At 62.6% G+C, this 21,705-nt stretch carries 15 protein-coding genes and 4 tRNA genes; 18 read left to right on the top strand and 1 reads right to left on the bottom strand.

All coding sequences use genetic code 11. The annotated features are described in order from the left end of the window. Window positions 1–362: 362 nt before the first annotated feature. From AC3WON_RS23730 to rplL, 11 genes are all read left to right on the top strand, one after another. A tRNA-Tyr gene (locus AC3WON_RS23730) sits at window positions 363–448 on the top strand. Window positions 449–499: 51 nt separating this feature from the next. Further along, a tRNA-Gly gene (locus AC3WON_RS23725) sits at window positions 500–573 on the top strand. 37 nt (window positions 574–610) lie between these two features. Beyond that, window positions 611–685 (top strand) — tRNA-Thr (locus AC3WON_RS23720). Window positions 686–730: 45 nt separating this feature from the next. Beyond that, window positions 731–1,921 carry an elongation factor Tu gene (tuf, locus tag AC3WON_RS23715; protein ID WP_492320443.1) on the top strand — a complete coding sequence of 397 codons (1,191 nt, stop codon included), beginning with the start codon at window positions 731–733 and terminating at the stop codon, window positions 1,919–1,921. Between the two features lie 84 nt (window positions 1,922–2,005). Then, window positions 2,006–2,081 (top strand) — tRNA-Trp (locus tag AC3WON_RS23710). Between the two features lie 59 nt (window positions 2,082–2,140). Next, window positions 2,141–2,521, top strand: coding sequence for a preprotein translocase subunit SecE (gene secE, locus AC3WON_RS23705; RefSeq protein ID WP_010810469.1), 381 nt, complete (start codon window positions 2,141–2,143; stop codon window positions 2,519–2,521). Between the two features lie 10 nt (window positions 2,522–2,531). Further along, window positions 2,532–3,113, top strand: a complete 582-nt coding sequence (nusG, locus tag AC3WON_RS23700; RefSeq protein ID WP_010810468.1) for a transcription termination/antitermination protein NusG — start codon at window positions 2,532–2,534, stop codon at window positions 3,111–3,113. A gap of 159 nt (window positions 3,114–3,272) precedes the next feature. Beyond that, the gene (rplK, locus tag AC3WON_RS23695) at window positions 3,273–3,704 is read left to right on the top strand and encodes a 50S ribosomal protein L11 (protein WP_010810467.1); all 432 of its coding nucleotides are present in this window, start codon (window positions 3,273–3,275) and stop codon (window positions 3,702–3,704) included. Next, window positions 3,705–4,400, top strand: coding sequence for a 50S ribosomal protein L1 (gene rplA, locus AC3WON_RS23690; protein WP_010810466.1), 696 nt, complete (start codon window positions 3,705–3,707; stop codon window positions 4,398–4,400). It abuts the gene before it with no gap. A gap of 423 nt (window positions 4,401–4,823) precedes the next feature. Then, window positions 4,824–5,345, top strand: coding sequence for a 50S ribosomal protein L10 (rplJ, locus tag AC3WON_RS23685; protein WP_010810465.1), 522 nt, complete (start codon window positions 4,824–4,826; stop codon window positions 5,343–5,345). 69 nt (window positions 5,346–5,414) lie between these two features. Continuing rightward, a complete protein-coding gene (gene rplL / locus AC3WON_RS23680) occupies window positions 5,415–5,789 on the top strand; it encodes a 50S ribosomal protein L7/L12 (RefSeq protein ID WP_010810464.1) in 375 nt (124 codons plus the stop codon). Window positions 5,790–5,947: 158 nt separating this feature from the next. On the opposite strand, the gene AC3WON_RS23675 is transcribed toward rplL, so the two are convergent. After that, on the bottom strand, window positions 5,948–6,328 hold the full coding sequence (locus AC3WON_RS23675) for a hypothetical protein (RefSeq protein ID WP_162166395.1): 381 nt from the start codon (window positions 6,326–6,328) through the stop codon (window positions 5,948–5,950). On the opposite strand from AC3WON_RS23675, the gene rpoB reads away from it, so the two are divergent. The 7 genes from rpoB (at window position 6,209) to tuf (AC3WON_RS23640) (ending at window position 21,644) form a co-directional block, all read left to right on the top strand. After that, entirely contained in the window at window positions 6,209–10,315 is a 4,107-nt protein-coding gene (gene rpoB, locus AC3WON_RS23670; protein WP_492320446.1) for a DNA-directed RNA polymerase subunit beta, read from the top strand. The two genes, AC3WON_RS23675 and rpoB, sit on opposite strands and share 120 nt — an antisense overlap. A gap of 125 nt (window positions 10,316–10,440) precedes the next feature. Then, a complete protein-coding gene (rpoC, locus tag AC3WON_RS23665; protein WP_492320445.1) occupies window positions 10,441–14,688 on the top strand; it encodes a DNA-directed RNA polymerase subunit beta' in 4,248 nt (1,415 codons plus the stop codon). 185 nt (window positions 14,689–14,873) lie between these two features. After that, window positions 14,874–16,721, top strand: a complete 1,848-nt coding sequence (gene recQ / locus AC3WON_RS23660; protein WP_492352858.1) for a DNA helicase RecQ — start codon at window positions 14,874–14,876, stop codon at window positions 16,719–16,721. A gap of 348 nt (window positions 16,722–17,069) precedes the next feature. After that, on the top strand, window positions 17,070–17,447 hold the full coding sequence (gene rpsL / locus AC3WON_RS23655) for a 30S ribosomal protein S12 (protein ID WP_010810460.1): 378 nt from the start codon (window positions 17,070–17,072) through the stop codon (window positions 17,445–17,447). Between the two features lie 231 nt (window positions 17,448–17,678). Further along, entirely contained in the window at window positions 17,679–18,149 is a 471-nt protein-coding gene (gene rpsG / locus AC3WON_RS23650; RefSeq protein ID WP_010810459.1) for a 30S ribosomal protein S7, read from the top strand. A 117-nt stretch (window positions 18,150–18,266) separates the two neighbouring features. Next, window positions 18,267–20,375 (top strand): elongation factor G, encoded by a 2,109-nt coding sequence (gene fusA / locus AC3WON_RS23645; RefSeq protein ID WP_492320444.1) that lies wholly within the window; start codon window positions 18,267–18,269, stop codon window positions 20,373–20,375. A gap of 78 nt (window positions 20,376–20,453) precedes the next feature. Further along, a complete protein-coding gene (gene tuf / locus AC3WON_RS23640) occupies window positions 20,454–21,644 on the top strand; it encodes an elongation factor Tu (protein ID WP_492320443.1) in 1,191 nt (396 codons plus the stop codon). Window positions 21,645–21,705 lie beyond the last annotated feature (61 nt).

Here is a 21,705-nt window from a genome sequence, read left to right as displayed (position 1 = left end):
AACAGGTCCGTGAAACAGCTCCGCGCCGATGATAGTGCGGATTCCCGTGTGAAAGTAGGTCATCGCCAGGCTCTTATTCCCAAAACCCCTCGACAGCGTGTGCTGCGAGGGGTTTTGTCTTTTCCGGCTCGTGGTCGCGAGCGGCCTCGCGGGGCCTGCCAGGCGGCCTCAGAGCCTCCAGGAGCGACGCTGGAAAGCCCCTATAGGGTGAGAACGCAGAAATCTAAACTGCGCTTGTGGGAGTGATCAGGCGGTTCAAGCGCCACGCTGGAACGCCTTCCCTGGTCTGGCCAAGTACAGCATCCGCAACGGAAAGTGCTTGACAGGCAAGGTGAGAAGCCCCATAATCGATAGTTCTCTGCGGAGAGGTGCCCGAGTGGCTAAAGGGGGCAGACTGTAAATCTGTTGGCTTACGCCTACGCTGGTTCGAATCCAGCCCTCTCCACCAGAATGCAAGACAGCAGCCGGCAGTGCCGGTGAAGAAGCAGGAAAGAACCGGGCGGGTGTAGCTCAATGGTAGAGCAGAAGCCTTCCAAGCTTACGACGAGGGTTCGATTCCCTTCACCCGCTCCAGTCGCGCGGTTGCTGTCAGAGTAGTACGTCAAGTTTCGCCCATGTGGCTCAGTGGTAGAGCACTCCCTTGGTAAGGGAGAGGTCGGCAGTTCGATCCTGCCCATGGGCACCAAATACCACGCACTGGCAATATCGCTACCGAGACAGGAGTCGCGAAATGGCAAAGGAAAAGTTCGAGCGGACCAAGCCGCACGTGAACGTTGGTACGATTGGTCACGTTGACCATGGCAAGACCACGCTGACCGCAGCGATTGCCACGGTGCTGGCAGCCAAGTTTGGCGGTGCCGCCAAGAAGTACGACGAAATCGACGCAGCGCCGGAAGAGAAGGCACGCGGTATTACCATCAATACCGCCCACGTCGAGTACGAAACGGCCAACCGCCACTACGCGCACGTTGACTGCCCGGGCCACGCTGACTATGTGAAGAACATGATCACGGGTGCCGCCCAGATGGACGGCGCGATCCTGGTTTGCTCGGCCGCTGACGGCCCGATGCCGCAAACGCGTGAGCACATCCTGCTGGCCCGCCAGGTTGGCGTGCCGTACATCATCGTGTTCCTGAACAAGTGCGACATGGTGGACGACGCTGAACTGCTCGAGCTGGTCGAGATGGAAGTTCGCGAGCTGCTGTCGAAGTACGAGTTCCCCGGCGACGACACCCCGATCATCAAGGGTTCGGCCAAGCTGGCGCTGGAAGGCGACAAGGGCGAGCTGGGCGAAGTGGCCATCATGAACCTGGCCGAAGCGCTGGACACCTACATCCCGACGCCGGAGCGTGCCGTTGACGGTACCTTCCTGATGCCGGTGGAAGACGTGTTCTCGATCTCGGGTCGCGGCACCGTGGTGACCGGCCGTATCGAGCGCGGCGTGGTGAAGGTCGGTGAGGAAATCGAAATCGTCGGTATCAAGCCGACGGTGAAGACCACCTGCACCGGCGTGGAAATGTTCCGCAAGCTGCTGGACCAGGGTCAAGCCGGCGACAACGTTGGCCTGCTGCTGCGCGGCACCAAGCGTGAAGACGTCGAGCGCGGCCAGGTGCTGTGCAAGCCGGGTTCGATCAAGCCGCACACCCACTTCACCGGCGAGGTGTACATCCTGTCGAAGGACGAAGGCGGCCGTCACACCCCGTTCTTCAACAACTACCGCCCGCAGTTCTACTTCCGTACGACCGACGTGACCGGCTCGATCGAGCTGCCGAAGGACAAGGAAATGGTCATGCCGGGTGACAACGTGTCGATCACCGTCAAGCTGATCGCCCCGATCGCCATGGAAGAAGGCCTGCGCTTCGCTATCCGTGAAGGTGGCCGTACCGTCGGCGCCGGCGTCGTGGCAAAGATCCTCGACTAAGTTGTTTGATAGCGAACGCGGCACCAACCGGCCGCGTTCGTTGCCAGAAGGGGTTGGCGCCAGCGCCGGCCCCACAGTTGTTTTAGGGGTATAGCTCAACTGGCAGAGCGTCGGTCTCCAAAACCGAAGGTTGGGGGTTCGATTCCCTCTGCCCCTGCCAAATCAATCAGCCGCGTCGCGAAGAGCAATCGTGACGCGGCTTAGTCTCGTTTGCGAAACATGGCCAATCCCAATGTTGAAACCGTGAACGCCAGCAGCGGCAAGTGGATGCTTGGCGTGGCGGTGCTGCTGGTGGTTGCGGGCGTCATCGGTTTCTATGCACTGGCACAGCAACCGTCTTATGTACGTGGCGCCGCACTGTTCGGTGGTATTGCACTGGGTATCGTAGTTGCGCTGGTGTCGGCACCAGGCAAGGACTTTATCGGGTTCGCCAAGGAATCGTATCGGGAAGTTCGCAAGGTCGTCTGGCCGACGCGCAAGGAAGCCGGGCAAATGACGGGGCTGGTCTTCGTCTTTGTCGTCATCATGGCGCTGTTCCTGTGGTCGGCTGACAAGCTCATCGAGTGGGTCGTCTTCTCGCTCGTGCTGGGCTGGAAATAAGAGGTAGCACATGACGGATAACGCTCAGCAGGAAACCACCGCGCCGGAATCGCCTTCGTCGAAGAAGCGCTGGTATGTCGTGCATGCCTATTCCGGCATGGAGAAGAGCGTGCAGCGCGCGCTGCAGGAGCGCATCGAACGCGCCGAGATGCAGGACAAGTTTGGCCGCATCCTGGTGCCTTCCGAAGAAGTCGTGGAAATCAAGGGCGGCCACAAGTCGGTCACCGAGCGTCGTTTCTTCCCCGGCTACGTGCTGGTGGAAATGGAAATGACCGACGAGACCTGGCACCTGGTGAAGAACACCAGCAAGGTCACCGGTTTCGTGGGCGGCGCCCGCAACCGCCCGAGCCCGATTTCGCAGCGCGAAGTCGACAAGATCATGACCCAGATGCAGGAAGGGGTCGAGAAGCCGCGTCCCAAGACGCTGTTCGAGGTGGGCGAAATGGTGCGCGTCAAGGACGGCCCGTTCACCGACTTCAACGGCAACGTGGAAGAAGTGAACTACGAGAAATCGCGCCTGCGCGTCTCGGTCACGATCTTCGGGCGTGCCACGCCGGTCGAGCTCGAGTTCGGCCAGGTCGAGAAGGTTTAAGGAATTTGCCGGCTGCGGCCTGAAAGGGCGGCAACTGGCAACGGCGACGCCCCGGTGGCGGCGCCAAGAGGAGCGTGAGGCCGTGCCGAAGGTGCGGCGACAGCGCGTTACGACTCAACAGGATCGCATCCCGAAAGAGCGATCCGGATTGGAGTAGAGATGGCCAAGAAGATCATTGGCTTTATCAAGCTGCAGATTCCGGCTGGTAAGGCAAATCCCTCCCCGCCCGTTGGTCCCGCACTGGGTCAGCGTGGTCTGAACATCATGGAGTTCTGCAAGGCGTTCAACGCCCAGACCCAGGGTATGGAACCCGGTCTGCCGGTGCCGGTGGTGATTACCGCCTTCGCCGACAAGAGCTTCACCTTCGTGATGAAGTCGCCCCCGGCGACCGTGCTGATCAAGAAGGCAGCAGGCATCACCAAGGGTTCGCCGAAGCCCCACACCGACAAGGTTGGCAAGATCACCCGCGCCCAGGCTGAAGAAATCGCCAAGGCCAAGAACGCTGACCTGACCGCCGCCGACCTGGACGCCGCCGTGCGTACCATCGCCGGTTCGGCTCGTTCGATGGGCATCACCGTGGAGGGTCTGTAAATGGCTAAGGTTTCCAAGCGCGTCGCCGCCAACAAGGCGAAGATCGAGCGTACCAAGTTTTACCCGATCGACGAGGCCCTGGGCCTGGTGAAGGGCTGCGCCTCGGCGAAGTTCGACGAGTCGATCGACGTGGCCGTGCAGCTGGGCATTGACGCCAAGAAGTCGGACCAGGTGGTTCGTGGTTCGGTGGTGCTGCCCGCAGGTACCGGCAAGTCGGTTCGCGTGGCTGTGTTCGCCCAGGGCGAAAAGGCCGAAGCCGCCAAGGCCGCCGGTGCTGACATCGTCGGCATGGAAGACCTGGCCGAGCAAGTCAAGGCCGGCAACCTGAACTTCGACGTCGTGATCGCTTCGCCGGACACGATGCGTATCGTCGGTACGCTGGGCCAGATCCTGGGCCCGCGCGGCCTGATGCCGAACCCGAAGGTCGGTACCGTGACGCCCGACGTGGCCCAGGCCGTGAAGAACGCCAAGGCTGGCCAGGTGCAGTTCCGTGTCGACAAGGCCGGTATCATCCACGCCACCATCGGCCGCCGCTCGTTCGACGACGCAGCGCTGAAGAGCAACCTGTCCGCACTGCTGGAAGCCCTGGTGAAGTCCAAGCCGGCTACGAGCAAGGGCGTGTACCTGCGCAAGATCGCCGTCTCGTCCACCATGGGCGTTGGCGTGCGCGTGGAACAAGCTTCGCTGTCGGCCTGAGCTGACGGCATGGGCTGACCGGACCCGATAGCACCGGTCGGCCGCGAATTGAAGATCCTGGCGTAAGCGGGGATCGGCTCCGGACCTGGTTCTGCCAAGCGGCGGGACAAGGACAGGGAGCAAGGCTTTGGGCAGTGGCGGCAGTCGGACACGTTGTGTTCAGGCAGTCGCCGCTGGTTATCAAAGACCGCTGGTGTCCGCATGACCGCAGTCAGGCATGCGGGCTTAATCGGCCGGGAGGTACAAGCAGGGCCAGGTGCCGTGCATGACCAACCCCGGGCAACCAGCGCAGATGGCGCACCCGAAGGGATTGATGAATCCGGGCCTGTCCCGGGTGATTCGGGCCAATCGGACGCCGTTCGTTTGTGCTGACGTGAAGACTCCGGTATTGCCGGAGGGCTAGCGTCATTTTGGAGCTTAACCGTGCCACTCAATATTGAAGATAAGAAGGCCGTCGTTGCTGAGGTTTCGGCGCAAGTCGCCAAGGCCCAGACCATCGTCGTGGCCGAATATCGCGGCATTACGGTTGGCGATCTGACCAAGCTGCGTTCCACCGCTCGTCAGCAAGGCGTGTACCTGCGTGTTCTGAAGAACACGCTGGCCCGCCGTGCCGTCGAAGGTACGCCGTTTGCAAGCCTCGCAGAGCAGATGACCGGTCCGCTGATCTACGGTATTTCCGAAGATGCAGTGTCGTCGGCCAAGGTTCTGAACGACTTCGCCAAGACCAACGACAAGCTGGTCCTGCGCGCCGGGTCGTATGACGGCAAGGTTCTCGACGCTGCCGCCGTGAAGGCGCTGGCCTCGATCCCGAGCCGCGACGAACTGATTGCTCAGCTGCTGGGCGTGATGCAGGCACCGGTGTCGGGCTTCGCCCGTCTGCTGGCTGCACTGGCTGCCAAGAACGCCGAAGGCGCTCCCGCGGAAGCGGAAGCCGCTGGCGCCTAAGGCAATCCAGGCCTCGCATCGAAAGATCGCATTACCGATACCGAATCAAATCTAGTAGGAGTATTTCAAATGGCAATCACCAAAGACGACATCCTGGAAGCCGTTGGCGCGATGTCCGTGATGGAACTGAACGACCTGGTCAAGGCGTTCGAAGAGAAGTTTGGCGTGTCGGCTGCTGCCATGGCTGTGGCTGCTGCCCCGGGCGCCGGCGGTGCCGCCGCTGCTGAAGAGCAGACCGAGTTCAACGTGATCCTGGCCGAAGTCGGCGCCAACAAGGTCGGCGTGATTAAGGCTGTTCGCGAAATCACCGGCCTGGGCCTGAAGGAAGCCAAGGACCTGGTTGATGGCGCACCGAAGCCCGTCAAGGAAGGCGTGGACAAGGCTGCTGCTGCCGAAGCCAAGAAGAAGCTGGAAGACGCTGGCGCGAAGGTCGACGTCAAGTAAGGCATTGCTCGCGTGCCCTTTCGGCACGCGGATGGGGCTGGCAAAGGGAAATTCCCGGCGCCAGCCTTTTTGCGCTTGTGCGAAAGTGTTTTGAGAAGCACTCTTCGCAACAGAAAGTGATGTTTGCGAGTCTCGATGCCCTTGGGCATGCCGGAGTCTCAGCAGAGGCCAAACATCAGTGGCACACTAAGTGGTTGCTGCTGATGTTTGTCTTCTGAACCGACTGCAGAAGACAAGTTTGGTCGGGTGTCCCCCGGGCGAGTACAGGCGTTGCGCTTGATGCGACGACCACACCGCCCGCAGCGTGCGGACACCGTCAGCCAGAGGTTGGTAGCGGCCAACCGCCAAATCCCCTCCCAGTCGCTGAACACCTCAGGTCCGGCCAGGTCCAGCCAGCCCTGCGATGATTCGGAGATCCCATGGCGTACAGCTTCACCGAAAAGAAGCGCATTCGCAAAAGCTTTGCGAAGCGCGCGACGGTACATCAGGTTCCATTCCTGCTTGCCACCCAGATTGAATCCTACACTCAGTTCTTGCAAGCGGAAACGCCGACCGCGCGTCGCAAGACCGAAGGCCTCCAGGCCGCTTTCAACGCAATCTTCCCGATCTCCTCGCATAACGGGCTTGCCCGTATGGAGTTCGTCTCGTATCACCTGTCCAACCCGCCGTTCGACGTCAAGGAGTGCCAGCAGCGTGGCCTGACGTTCCACTCGGCCCTGCGCGCCAAGGTTCGCCTGATCATCAACGATCGCGAGAACCCGGGCAAGGTCAAGGAAGTGAAGGAGCAGGAAGTCTACATGGGTGAGATCCCCCTGATGACTTCCACCGGTTCGTTCGTCATCAACGGCACCGAGCGTGTCATCGTCTCGCAGCTGCACCGCTCGCCGGGCGTGTTCTTCGAGCACGACAAGGGCAAGACCCACAGCTCGGGCAAGCTGCTGTTCTCGGCACGTATCATTCCCTACCGCGGTTCGTGGCTGGACTTCGAATTCGATCCGAAGGACATCCTGTACTTCCGCGTCGACCGCCGCCGCAAGATGCCGGTGACGATCCTGCTGAAGTCGATCGGCCTGACCCCGGAACAGATCCTCGCGCACTTCTTCGTGTTCGACAACTTCACGCTGCAGGCCGAAGGCGCGCAGCTGGAGTTCGTGCCCGAGCGCCTGCGCGGTGAAGTCGCGCGCTTCGACATCGCCGACAAGAACGGCCGCGTGGTGGTCGAGAAGGACAAGCGGATCAACGCCAAGCACATCCGCGACCTGGATTCGGCCGGCACCAAGCTGATCAGCGTGCCGGAAGACTACCTGCTGGGCCGCGTGCTGGCCAAGAACATCATCGACCCGGATACCGGCGAGGTGATTGCCAACGCCAACGACGAGCTGACCGAAACGCTGCTGGAAAACCTGCGCGAAGCCGGCGTCAAGCAGATCCAGACCCTGTACACCAACGACCTGGATCAGGGCCCGTACATGTCGCAGACCCTGCGCGTGGACGAGACCGCCGACCAGACCGCTGCGCGGATCGCGATCTACCGCATGATGCGCCCGGGCGAGCCGCCGACCGAAGAAGCGGTGGAAGCGCTGTTCCAGCGCCTGTTCTACAGCGAAGAGTCGTACGACCTGTCGCGCGTTGGCCGCATGAAGGTCAACAGCCGTCTGGGCCGCCCGACCGGCGAAGGCGCCATGGTGCTGCAGGACGAGGACATCCTCGAGACCATCAAGATCCTGGTCAACCTGCGCAACGGCAAGGGCGAGGTCGATGACATCGATCACCTGGGCAACCGTCGCGTGCGTTGCGTCGGCGAACTGGCCGAAAACCAGTTCCGCGCCGGCCTGTCGCGCGTGGAGCGTGCCGTCAAGGAACGTCTGGGCCAGGCCGAGACCGAGAACCTGATGCCGCACGACCTGATCAACTCGAAGCCGATCTCGTCGGCGATCCGCGAGTTCTTCGGTTCGTCGCAGCTGTCGCAGTTCATGGACCAGACCAACCCGCTGTCCGAGATCACGCACAAGCGCCGTGTCTCCGCACTGGGCCCGGGCGGCCTGACGCGCGAGCGCGCCGGCTTTGAAGTCCGTGACGTGCACCCGACCCACTATGGCCGCGTGTGCCCGATCGAAACGCCGGAAGGTCCGAACATTGGTCTGATCAACTCGCTGGCACTGTATGCCCGCCTGAACGAATACGGCTTCCTGGAAACGCCGTACCGCAAGGTGGTCGACAGCAAGCTGACCGACCAGGTCGACTACCTGTCCGCGATCGAGGAAGGCAAGTACGTGGTGGCGCAGGCCAACGCGACCGTTGACGCCGACGGCAACCTGACCGACGAACTGGTGTCGGCGCGTGAAGGCTCCGAGCGTGAAACCCGCATGGTCACGCCGGACCGCGTGCAGTACATCGACGTGGCGCCGTCGCAGATCGTGTCGGCCGCTGCCTCGCTGGTGCCGTTCCTGGAACACGATGACGCGAACCGTGCACTGATGGGCGCCAACATGCAGCGCCAGGCCGTGCCTTGCCTGCGTCCGGACAAGCCGCTGGTCGGCACCGGCATCGAGCGCACCGTTGCGGTCGACTCGGGTACGGCCGTGCAGGCGATGCGTGGCGGCGTGGTCGACTACGTCGACGCGATGCGTATCGTGATCCGCGTGAACGACGACGAAGCCGTGGCCGGTGAAGTCGGCGTGGACATCTACAACCTGATCAAGTACACGCGCTCGAACCAGAACACCAACATCAACCAGCGTCCGATGGTCAAGGTTGGCGATATCGTTGCCCGCAACGATGTGATCGCCGACGGCGCCTCGACCGACCTGGGCGAACTGGCCCTGGGCCAGAACATGCTGGTGGCGTTCATGCCGTGGAACGGCTACAACTTCGAGGATTCGATCCTGATCTCGGAGCGTGTGGTGGCCGAAGACCGCTATACCTCGATCCACATCGAGGAACTGTCGGTCGTTGCCCGCGACACCAAGCTGGGACCGGAAGAAATCACGCGCGATATCTCGAACCTGGCCGAAGCCCAGCTGGCTCGCCTGGACGAGTCGGGCATCACCTACATCGGCGCTGAAGTCGAAGCCGGCGACGTGCTGGTTGGCAAGGTCACACCAAAGGGCGAGACCCAGCTGACCCCGGAAGAGAAGCTGCTGCGCGCGATCTTCGGCGAGAAGGCTTCGGACGTGAAGGACACCTCGCTGCGCGTGCCGTCGGGCATGAGCGGCATCGTGATCGACGTCCAGGTCTTCACCCGCGAAGGCGTGACCCGCGACAAGCGTGCCCAGTCGATCATCGACGACGAACTGAAGCGCTACCGCCTGGACCTGAACGACCAGCTGCGTATCGTGGAAGGCGACGCGTTCCAGCGTCTGGAGCGCCTGCTCATCGACAAGACCGTCAATGGCGGTCCGAAGAAGCTGGCCAAGGGTGCCAAGATCACCAAGGAATACCTGGCGGATATCGACAGGTACCACTGGTTCGACATCCGTCCGGCCGACGAAGAACTGGCTGCCCAGCTGGAAGCCGTCAAGGAAGCCATCGAGCAGAAGCGCCACGAGTTCGACCTGGCCTTCGAAGAGAAGCGCAAGAAGCTCACGCAGGGCGACGAACTGCCGCCGGGCGTGATCAAGATGGTCAAGGTGTACCTGGCCGTCAAGCGCCGCCTGCAGCCTGGCGACAAGATGGCCGGCCGTCACGGCAACAAGGGTGTCGTGTCCAAGATCACCCCGATCGAAGACATGCCCTACATGGCCGACGGTACGCCTGCCGACATCGTGCTGAATCCGCTGGGCGTGCCTTCGCGGATGAACGTGGGTCAGATTCTCGAGACCCACCTGGGCTGGGCCGCGCGCGGCCTGGGCGAGCGCATCGGCAACATGCTGAAGGCGCAAGCCAAGGCAGCCGAAGTGCGCAAGCTGCTCACGCAGATCTACAACGAGAGCGGCAAGGTCGAAGACCTCGACAGCCTGTCGGATTCGGAAGTCCTGGAGCTGGCCGAGAACCTGAAGAAGGGCGTGCCGTTCGCGACGCCGGTGTTCGATGGTGCGCATGAGGACGAAATCCGCCGCATGCTGGACCTCGCCTATCCGGAAGAGATCGCGAAGGAGAAGGGCCTGACCGCTTCCAAGCAGCAGGTCACGCTGTTCGACGGCCGCACCGGCGAAGCGTTCGAGCGTCCGGTCACGCTGGGTGTGATGCACATGCTGAAGCTGCACCACCTGGTCGACGACAAGATGCACGCGCGTTCCACCGGCCCGTACTCGCTGGTGACGCAGCAGCCGCTGGGTGGTAAAGCCCAGTTCGGTGGCCAGCGTTTCGGTGAGATGGAAGTTTGGGCACTGGAAGCCTACGGCGCGTCGTACGTGCTGCAGGAAATGCTGACGGTCAAGTCCGATGACGTGAACGGCCGTACCAAGGTGTACGAGAACATCGTCAAGGGCGAGCACTCGATCGATGCCGGCATGCCGGAATCGTTCAACGTGCTGGTGAAGGAAATCCGCTCGCTGGGTATCGACATCGACCTCGATCGCTACTGATCGGGCAGGTGAGGGGAGCCGGTTGCGGCCGGCTCCCTGTCGACACTACAGGCGAAGGATTTCCCACAGGATGAATGCCATCGACCCGGACAGACTCCGGGGCGATGGCGAAACAAGGAGTTGCAATGAAAGCATTGCTCGATCTCTTTAAGCAGGTACAGCAGGAAGAGCAGTTCGACGCGATCAAGATCGGCCTGGCCTCGCCCGAGAAGATCCGTTCGTGGTCGTACGGCGAAGTGAAGAAGCCGGAAACGATCAACTACCGTACCTTCAAGCCGGAACGCGACGGCCTGTTCTGCGCCAAGATCTTTGGCCCGATCAAGGACTACGAGTGCCTGTGCGGCAAGTACAAGCGCCTGAAGCACCGTGGCGTGATCTGCGAGAAGTGCGGCGTTGAAGTGACGCTGGCCAAGGTGCGCCGCGAGCGCATGGGCCACATCGAACTGGCCGCGCCGACCGCGCACATCTGGTTCCTGAAGTCGCTGCCGTCGCGCCTGGGCATGGTCCTGGACATGACGCTGCGCGACATCGAGCGCGTGCTGTACTTTGAAGCATTCGTGGTGATCGAACCCGGCATGACCCCGCTCAAGAAGAGCCAGATCATGTCCGAAGACGACTACCTGGCGAAGTGCGACGAGTACGGCGAGGGCGAGTTCGTCGCCATGATGGGTGCCGAGGGTATCCGTGAACTGCTGCGCGGCATCGACATCGAGAAGCAGATCGAACAGATCCGCGCCGAGCTGCAGGCCACCGGCTCCGAAGCCAAGATCAAGAAGTTCGCCAAGCGCCTGAAGGTGCTCGAGGCCTTCCAGCGTTCGGGCATCAAGCCCGAGTGGATGATCCTCGAAGTGCTGCCGGTGCTGCCGCCCGAGCTGCGTCCGCTGGTGCCGCTGGACGGCGGCCGCTTCGCGACCTCGGACCTGAACGACCTGTATCGCCGCGTCATCAACCGTAACAACCGCCTCAAGCGCCTGCTGGAGCTGAAGGCGCCTGAGATCATCGTGCGCAACGAAAAGCGCATGCTGCAGGAAGCGGTTGACTCGCTGCTGGACAACGGCCGTCGCGGCAAGGCGATGACCGGCGCCAACAAGCGTCCGCTGAAGTCCCTGGCCGAAATGATCAAGGGCAAGGGCGGCCGTTTCCGTCAGAACCTGCTGGGCAAGCGCGTCGACTACTCGGGCCGTTCGGTCATCGTGGTGGGCCCGACGCTCAAGCTGCACCAGTGCGGCCTGCCCAAGCTGATGGCGCTCGAGCTGTTCAAGCCGTTCATCTTCCACAAGCTGGAAACGATGGGCATCGCCACCACCATCAAGGCGGCGAAGAAGGAAGTCGAAAGCCAGACCCCGGTGGTGTGGGACATCCTCGAAGAGGTGATCCGCGAGCACCCGGTGATGCTGAACCGTGCGCCGACGCTGCACCGCCTGGGTATCCAGGCGTTCGAGCCGGTGCTGATCGAAGGCAAGGCCATCCAGCTGCACCCGCTGGTCTGCGCGGCGTTCAACGCCGACTTCGACGGTGACCAGATGGCTGTCCACGTGCCGCTGTCGCTGGAAGCGCAGATGGAAGCCCGCACCCTGATGCTGGCCTCCAACAACGTGCTGTTCCCGGCCAACGGCGATCCGTCGATCGTGCCGTCGCAAGACGTGGTGCTGGGTCTGTACTACACGACCCGCGACAAGATCAACGGCCGCGGCGAGGGCATGACCTTCGCCGATATCAGCGAAGTGATTCGCGCCTACGAGAACAAGGAAGTCGAGCTGGCTTCCCGCGTGAACGTGCGTATCACCGAGTATGAGCTGGTCGACAAGGACGCCGAGGGCGACGCCCGTTTCGCACCCAAGATCACGCTGCAGGCCACCACGGTCGGCCGCGCGATCCTGTCCGAGATCCTGCCCAAGGGCCTGCCGTTCTCGGTGCTGAACAAGCCGCTCAAGAAGAAGGAAATCTCGCGCCTGATCAACACCGCGTTCCGCAAGTGCGGCCTGCGCGAGACCGTGATCTTCGCCGACAAGCTGCTGCAGTCGGGCTTCCGCCTGGCAACCCGCGCCGGTATCTCGATCGCGATCGACGACATGCTGGTGCCGCCCGCCAAGGAAAAGATCATCGCCGAGGCCTCGGCCAAGGTGAAGGAATACGACAAGCAGTACATGTCGGGTCTGGTGACCGACCAGGAACGCTACAACAACGTCGTGGACATCTGGGGCGCCGCCGGCGACCAGGTGGGCAAGGCGATGATGGAGCAGCTCCAGCACGAAGACGTGGTCGACCGCGAAGGCAAGACCGTGAAGCAAGAGTCGTTCAACTCCATCTACATGATGGCCGACTCGGGCGCACGGGGTTCCGCCGCGCAGATCCGCCAGCTGGCTGGTATGCGTGGCCTGATGGCCAAGCCGGATGGCTCGATCATTGAAACGCCGATTACGGCGAACTTCCGTGAAGGCCTGAACGTTCTGCAGTACTTCATCTCGACCCACGGTGCCCGTAAGGGTCTGGCGGATACGGCACTGAAGACCGCGAACTCGGGTTACCTGACCCGTCGTCTGGTCGACGTGACCCAGGATCTGGTCGTGGTGGAAGACGATTGCGGTACCTCCAACGGCGTGGCCATGAAGGCCCTGGTCGAAGGCGGTGAAGTGATCGAAGCCCTGCGCGACCGTATCCTCGGCCGTGTGACCGTGGCCGACGTGGTGAACCCGGAAACCCAGGAAACCGCGATCGAATCCGGCACGCTGCTGGACGAAGATCTGGTCGAGCTGATCGACAACATCGGCGTGGACGAAGTCAAGGTCCGCACCCCGCTGTCGTGCGACACGCGCTACGGCCTGTGCGGCAAGTGCTATGGCCGCGATCTGGGCCGCGGCGTGCTGGTGAACTCCGGCGAAGCGGTGGGCGTGATTGCCGCCCAGTCGATCGGTGAGCCGGGCACGCAGCTGACCATGCGTACGTTCCACATCGGTGGTGCGGCATCGCGTGCGGCAGTGGCATCGAGCGTGGAAGCCAAGGCAACCGGTACCGTGCGTTTCACGGCGACCATGCGTTACGTCACCAATGCGAAGGGCGAACTGATCGTCATCTCGCGTTCGGGCGAAGCGCTGATCACCGACGACCACGGCCGTGAGCGCGAGCGCCACAAGATCCCGTACGGCGCCACGCTGCTGGTGCAGGACGGCCAGGCCATCAAGGCTGGCACGCAGCTGGCCACGTGGGACGCGCTGACTCGACCGATCGTTTCGGAATACACCGGTACGACCAAGTTCGAGAACGTCGAAGAAGGCGTGACCGTCGCCAAGCAGATGGACGAAGTGACGGGCCTGTCGACCCTGGTGGTGATCGACGCCAAGCGCCGCACGGCTGCAACCAAGGGCATCCGCCCGCAGGTGAAGCTGCTCGACGCGAATGGCCAGGAAGTGAAGATCCCGGGCACGGACCACTCCGTGACCATCGGCTTCCAGGTCGGCGCGCTGATTACCGTGAAGGACGGCCAGCAAGTGCACGTTGGTGAAGTGCTCGCACGTATCCCGACCGAATCGCAGAAGACCCGCGACATTACCGGTGGTCTGCCGCGTGTGGCCGAGCTGTTCGAAGCGCGTTCGCCGAAGGACGCCGCCGTGCTGGCGGAAGTCACCGGCACGACCTCGTTCGGCAAGGACACCAAGGGCAAGCAGCGCCTGGTCATTACCGACCTGGACGGCAATGCCCACGAGTTCCTGATCGCGAAGGAAAAGCAGGTGCTGGTGCACGACGGCCAGGTGGTGAACAAGGGCGAAATGATCGTGGAAGGTCCGGCGGACCCGCACGACATCCTGCGCCTGAAGGGCATCGAAGAGCTGGCGCACTACATCGTGGACGAAGTGCAGGACGTGTACCGTCTGCAGGGCGTGAAGATCAACGACAAGCACATCGAGGTGATCGTTCGCCAGATGCTGCGTCGTGTGCAGATCGCCGACGTGGGCGACACCAAGTTCATCCCGGGTGAACAGGTGGAGCGCTCGGAACTGCTCGACGAGAACGACCGCGTGATCGCCGAAGGCAAGCGTCCGGCGACCTACGAGAACCTGCTGCTGGGTATTACCAAGGCGTCGCTGTCGACCGACAGCTTCATCTCGGCGGCATCGTTCCAGGAAACCACGCGCGTGCTGACCGAAGCCGCGATCATGGGCAAGACCGACGACCTGCGTGGTCTGAAGGAAAACGTGATCGTGGGTCGTCTGATCCCGGCCGGTACCGGCCTGGCCTACCACCGTGCCCGCAAGGCGCGCGAGGCCTCCGAGCGCGAACGCGCCCAGGCGATCGCCGAAGAAGAGCAGTCGCTCTTCATCGAGCCGGCGCCGGTGGTGCAGGCGACGACCGAAGGCGAAGGCGACAACGTCTGATCGCAGTAAGCTGTTTGCCGCCGCAAGGCGGCCCGAAAGCCCGGCTGATCCAGCCGGGCTTTTTTTCTTTCCGCCCGCAGCCGGCCCTGTCGTGAGAATGTTCGGACTGTTAGCCCGGCGGGCACGGAAGCGGCCCCCTTAGTGGTATGGTTACGGCTTTTCCGGCTTCAGCAATTCCGTTGTCTATGTCGCACGCGCTGGCGATCCTCAAAGATGTGTTCGGCTACCACGCCTTCCGTGGGCGCCAGGCCGAGATCATCGACCACGTTGCGACGGGCGGCGACTGCCTGGTGCTGATGCCGACCGGCGGCGGCAAGTCGCTGTGCTACCAGATCCCGGCGCTGCTGCGCCAGCGTGCCGGCGACGGCGTCGGCATCGTAGTGTCGCCGCTGATCGCGCTGATGCAGGACCAGGTCGCGGCGCTGACTGAAGCGGGCGTACGCGCCGCAGTGCTCAATTCGACGCTGACCGGGTCCGAGGCCTCGGCGGTCGAGCGCGACCTGCTGGCCGGGCGCATCGAGATCCTTTACGTGGCGCCGGAACGGTTGATGACGCCACGCTTCCAGGACTTGCTCGAGCGCATTCGGGTCGGGCTCTTTGCCATCGACGAAGCGCACTGCGTGTCGCAGTGGGGCCACGACTTCCGCCCCGAGTACATCCAGTTGTCGGTGCTGCACGAGCGCTTCCCGTACGTGCCGCGCATCGCGCTGACGGCAACGGCCGACGCACTCACGCGCAACGAGATCATCGAGCGCCTGGCGCTGGACAACGCCCGCGTCTTCATCTCCAGCTTCGACCGGCCCAATATCCGCTACCGCATCGTCGAGAAGGACAATGCGCGCCAGCAGCTGCTGGCCTTCATCAAGGCCGAGCACACTGCGGCCGACGGCAACCATGACAGCGGCATCGTCTATTGCCTGTCGCGCAAGAAGGTGGAGGACACGGCGCAGTGGCTGAGCGGACAGGGCATCAATGCGCTGGGCTACCACGCCGGCATGGATGCCCAGGTGCGCCAGCACCACCAGGCCCGCTTCCGCGAGGAAGAAGGACTGGTGATGGTGGCGACGATCGCCTTCGGCATGGGTATCGACAAGCCCGACGTGCGCTTTGTCGCCCACCTGGACCTGCCCAAGAGCATGGAAGGCTACTACCAGGAAACCGGGCGCGCCGGCCGCGACGGCCTGCCGGCCAATGCCTGGATGGCCTACGGCCTGGGCGACGTGGTGCAGCAGAAGCGCATGATCGACGAGTCCGAGGCGGACGAGGCCTTCAAGCGCGTGTCGTCGTCCAAGCTCGATGCGCTGCTGGGCCTGTGCGAGACCGCGGGCTGCCGGCGCGTGCGCATCCTGGCGTATTTCAACGAGGCCAGTGAACCCTGCGGCAACTGCGATACCTGCCTGGAGCCGCCGGCCACCTGGGACGGCACGCGCGAGGCGCAGATGGCGCTGTCCTGCGTGTACCGCACCGCGCAGGCGAGCCGGGTTCACTTCGGCGCCACCCACCTGATCGACGTGCTGCGCGGCAACAGCTCGGAGAAGATCCGCCAGTGGGGGCACGACAAGGTGTCCACCTTCGGCATCGGCAAGGACCGCTCGGTGCATGAATGGCATACGGTGTTCCGCCAGCTGATTGCCCAGGGTCTGCTGACCATCGACCATGGCGGCCATGGCGCGCTGCTGCTGGGCGAGGACGCGCGCGTGGTGCTCAAGGGCGAGCGCCAGATCATCCTGCGCCGCCAGGCCACCAAGCCGGGCAAGTCCGGCGAGCGTGCCGCGCGCGGCACCCGCACCGACCACACCGCCGACATGGACGCAGACATGCTGGCCAACTGGGAGGCGCTGCGCCGCTGGCGCACCGAGGCCGCGCGCGAGCACGGCGTGCCGGCCTATGTCATCTTCCACGACGCAACGCTGGCGGAGCTGGCCCGGACTGCGCCGGGCTCCCTGTCGGCGATGCAGGGCATTCCCGGGATCGGTGCCTCCAAGCTGGAGCGCTACGGACAGTCCATCCTGGAAGCGCTCCGCGGGGTCTGACCGAGGGCAGCGTCAGCGCGTCCCGGGTCGGGTATACAGCTTGACGGTATACGATTCCCCTGCTAGGATGCCAGATTCGAGTTTTTGGCTTTGGATTTCGCTCGCCCCGTCGGAGAAGTGGCCTTTAGGCCGCTGCCGGCAAGCCTTCCGGACTGGGTTTCCATGGACCGGTGGCGGCAGACGCGGGATCCGGGTGCCGGCTCGCGCTCTTTGGCATGCTGTTACCGCACAGTCCCGTCTCCAGAGCGCGTCCGCTCATCTCTCCCGCCCAAAACCCGTAGTTGCCTCTCCATTTCGGTGCATGCCGGTGCGAGGGGCGTTTTTCGTCAAACCAAGCTGGATTGAACAATGCCAACTATCAACCAACTGGTTCGCAAGCCGCGCGTCTCTGAAGTCGTCAAGAGCAAGAGCCCGGCGCTTGAGAACTGCCCCCAGCGCCGTGGCGTGTGCACCCGCGTGTACACCACGACGCCGAAGAAGCCGAACTCGGCACTGCGTAAGGTTGCCAAGGTGCGCCTGACCAACGGTTTCGAAGTCATTTCGTACATCGGCGGTGAAGGCCACAACCTGCAGGAACACTCGGTCGTGCTGATCCGCGGCGGCCGTGTGAAGGATCTGCCGGGTGTGCGTTACCACATCGTCCGTGGTTCGCTGGATCTGCAAGGCGTGAAGGACCGCAAGCAGGCCCGTTCGAAGTACGGCGCGAAGCGTCCGAAGGCGGCCTAAGCTTAGGGTGCCTGGGTCTGCGAGACCCGAAGCAGCAAACAAACGATAGCCTGTGGCGCGAGTCATGGTGCTGTCACCAGGCGGCGGTACAACGGAGCGCCTTTTTTTGGCAACCGTGCCGTCGAGTAAGTGGTCACCCGGCGAATTTGCTGTCTATTGCATGCAAGCTAGTTGGTGGCCGGAGAGCGGGAACAACTGACCGCGCTCTCAACTGAATCTAAAGGAAAGAAGATGCCACGTCGTCGTGAAGTCCCCAAGCGGGATGTTCTGCCTGATCCGAAGTTCGGCAACGTTGAAGTTGCCAAGTTCATGAACGTGCTGATGCTGGACGGCAAGAAGTCGGTTGCCGAACGTATCGTCTATGGCGCGTTTGACCAGATCGAAAAGAAGGCAGGCAAGGCCCCCATCGAAGTGTTCTCCGTTGCGATCAACAACGTGAAGCCGGTGGTGGAAGTGAAGAGCCGTCGCGTGGGCGGCGCCAACTATCAGGTTCCGGTCGAAGTCCGTCCGTCGCGTCGTCTGGCATTGGCGATGCGTTGGCTGCGCGAGGCCGCGAAGAAACGCAGCGAGAAGTCGATGGCGCTGCGCCTGGCAGGTGAGCTGCTGGAAGCATCGGAAGGCCGTGGCGGCGCAATGAAGAAGCGTGACGAAGTGCACCGCATGGCCGAAGCCAACAAGGCGTTCTCGCATTTCCGCTTCTAAGCGCGCGATAGCGTTTGTTGGTTGCCGGGCGGGCTGTGTTTTTACACATCTCGCCCGTTTGTGTTAGGGGCGCGGGCCATGAGATGCCGGCGCCTCACGGACGAATAGAGGATTAAAGTGGCTCGTAAGACTCCCATTGAGCGCTACCGCAATATCGGTATCTCGGCTCACATTGACGCGGGTAAAACCACCACGACCGAGCGCATCCTGTTCTACACCGGTGTGAACCACAAGATCGGTGAAGTGCATGATGGCGCGGCCACCATGGACTGGATGGAGCAGGAGCAGGAGCGCGGCATCACCATCACGTCTGCTGCGACCACCGCCTTCTGGAAGGGCATGGCCGGCAACTACCCCGAGCATCGCTTCAACATCATCGACACCCCGGGCCACGTGGACTTCACCATCGAGGTGGAGCGTTCCATGCGCGTGCTGGACGGCGCGTGCATGGTGTACTGCGCAGTGGGTGGCGTGCAGCCGCAGTCGGAAACCGTCTGGCGTCAGGCCAACAAGTACCGCGTGCCGCGTCTGGCATTCGTCAACAAGATGGACCGTACCGGCGCGAACTTCTTCAAGGTCTACGACCAGCTGAAGACCCGCCTGAAGGCCAACCCGGTGCCCGTCGTGGTGCCGATCGGCGCTGAAGACGGCTTCCAAGGCGTCGTCGATCTGCTGGAAATGAAGGCGATCATTTGGGACGAAGCCAGCCAGGGCGTGAAGTTCGAATACCAGGACATCCCGGCCGAGCTGCAAGCCACCGCTGACGAATGGCGCGAGAAGATGGTCGAGTCCGCCGCCGAAGCCAGCGAAGAGCTGATGGAAAAGTACCTGGGCGGCGAAGAGCTGACCCGCGCCGAGATCGTCAAGGCGCTGCGTGACCGTACCATCGCCTGCGAAATCCAGCCGATGCTGTGCGGCACCGCGTTCAAGAACAAGGGCGTGCAGCGTATGCTCGACGCCGTGATCGACTTCCTGCCGTCGCCGGTCGACATTCCGCCGGTTACGGGCACGGACGAGGACGACAGCGAGAAGAAGCTCGAGCGCAAGGCTGACGACAACGAAAAGTTCTCGGCACTGGCGTTCAAGATCATGACCGACCCGTTCGTTGGTCAGCTGATCTTCTTCCGCGTCTACTCGGGCAAGATCAATTCGGGCGACACCGTGTACAACCCGGTCAAGAGCAAGAAGGAACGCCTCGGCCGTATTCTGCAGATGCATGCCAACCAGCGCGAAGAAATCAAGGAAGTGCTGGCCGGCGACATCGCCGCTGCAGTGGGTCTGAAGGACGCCACCACGGGCGACACGCTGTGCGATCCGGCTGCACCGATCGTGCTCGAGCGCATGGTGTTCCCGGAGCCGGTGATCTCGCAGGCCGTCGAGCCGAAGACCAAGGCTGACCAGGAAAAGATGGGCATCGCCCTGAACCGCCTGGCCGCTGAAGATCCGTCGTTCCGCGTGCGTACCGATGAAGAATCGGGCCAGACCATCATTTCGGGCATGGGCGAGCTCCACCTCGAAATTCTGGTCGACCGCATGAAGCGCGAATTCGGCGTGGAAGCCAACATTGGCGCGCCGCAGGTGGCCTACCGCGAAACCATTCGCAAGACGGCCGAAGGCGTTGAAGGCAAGTTCGTCAAGCAGTCGGGCGGCCGTGGCCAGTACGGTCACGCCGTGATCACGCTGGAACCGCAAGAGCCGGGCAAGGGCTTCGAGTTCATCGACGCCATCAAGGGCGGTGTGATTCCTCGCGAATACATCCCGGCGGTCGAAAAGGGTATCGTCGACACGCTGCCGAACGGCATCCTGGCTGGCTTCCCGGTGGTGGACGTGAAGGTCACGCTGACGTTCGGTTCGTACCACGACGTGGACTCGAACGAAAACGCGTTCCGCATGGCCGGCTCGATGGCTTTCAAGGAAGCCATGCGCAAGGCCAGCCCGGTTCTGCTCGAGCCGATGATGGCCGTGGAAGTGGAAACGCCGGAAGACTACACGGGTACCGTGATGGGCGACCTGTCGTCCCGCCGCGGCATCGTGCAGGGCATGGACGACATGGTGGGCGGCGGCAAGATCATCAAGGCCGAAGTCCCGCTGTCGGAAATGTTCGGTTATTCCACGTCGCTGCGCTCGGCCACGCAAGGCCGCGCCACGTACACCATGGAATTCAAGCACTACGCTGAAGCACCGAAGAACATCGCCGAAGCCGTGATGTCGGCCAAGGGCAAGTAATTGGAAGTTTGCCGCCGCGCCTGCCGGTGCGGCGGCGCGATGAAACAACAAGACTGCATTCCTATCAGGAGTTAAGAAATGGCAAAGGAAAAGTTCGAGCGGACCAAGCCGCACGTGAACGTTGGTACGATTGGTCACGTTGACCATGGCAAGACCACGCTGACCGCAGCGATTGCCACGGTGCTGGCAGCCAAGTTTGGCGGTGCCGCCAAGAAGTACGACGAAATCGACGCAGCGCCGGAAGAGAAGGCACGCGGTATTACCATCAATACCGCCCACGTCGAGTACGAAACGGCCAACCGCCACTACGCGCACGTTGACTGCCCGGGCCACGCTGACTATGTGAAGAACATGATCACGGGTGCCGCCCAGATGGACGGCGCGATCCTGGTTTGCTCGGCCGCTGACGGCCCGATGCCGCAAACGCGTGAGCACATCCTGCTGGCCCGCCAGGTTGGCGTGCCGTACATCATCGTGTTCCTGAACAAGTGCGACATGGTGGACGACGCTGAACTGCTCGAGCTGGTCGAGATGGAAGTTCGCGAGCTGCTGTCGAAGTACGAGTTCCCCGGCGACGACACCCCGATCATCAAGGGTTCGGCCAAGCTGGCGCTGGAAGGCGACAAGGGCGAGCTGGGCGAAGTGGCCATCATGAACCTGGCCGAAGCGCTGGACACCTACATCCCGACGCCGGAGCGTGCCGTTGACGGTACCTTCCTGATGCCGGTGGAAGACGTGTTCTCGATCTCGGGTCGCGGCACCGTGGTGACCGGCCGTATCGAGCGCGGCGTGGTGAAGGTCGGTGAGGAAATCGAAATCGTCGGTATCAAGCCGACGGTGAAGACCACCTGCACCGGCGTGGAAATGTTCCGCAAGCTGCTGGACCAGGGTCAAGCCGGCGACAACGTTGGCCTGCTGCTGCGCGGCACCAAGCGTGAAGACGTCGAGCGCGGCCAGGTGCTGTGCAAGCCGGGTTCGATCAAGCCGCACACCCACTTCACCGGCGAGGTGTACATCCTGTCGAAGGACGAAGGCGGCCGTCACACCCCGTTCTTCAACAACTACCGCCCGCAGTTCTACTTCCGTACGACCGACGTGACCGGCTCGATCGAGCTGCCGAAGGACAAGGAAATGGTCATGCCGGGTGACAACGTGTCGATCACCGTCAAGCTGATCGCCCCGATCGCCATGGAAGAAGGCCTGCGCTTCGCTATCCGTGAAGGTGGCCGTACCGTCGGCGCCGGCGTCGTGGCAAAGATCCTCGACTAAGCACTTCCTGGGACATGCCTGTCGGGCATGTCCCCATTCAACGGGCACGTTGCCCAATCGC

The sequence above is a fragment of the Cupriavidus sp. FW305-46 genome, from assembly GCF_058787075.1.
This window is presented reverse-complemented; position numbering and strand designations above follow the sequence as displayed.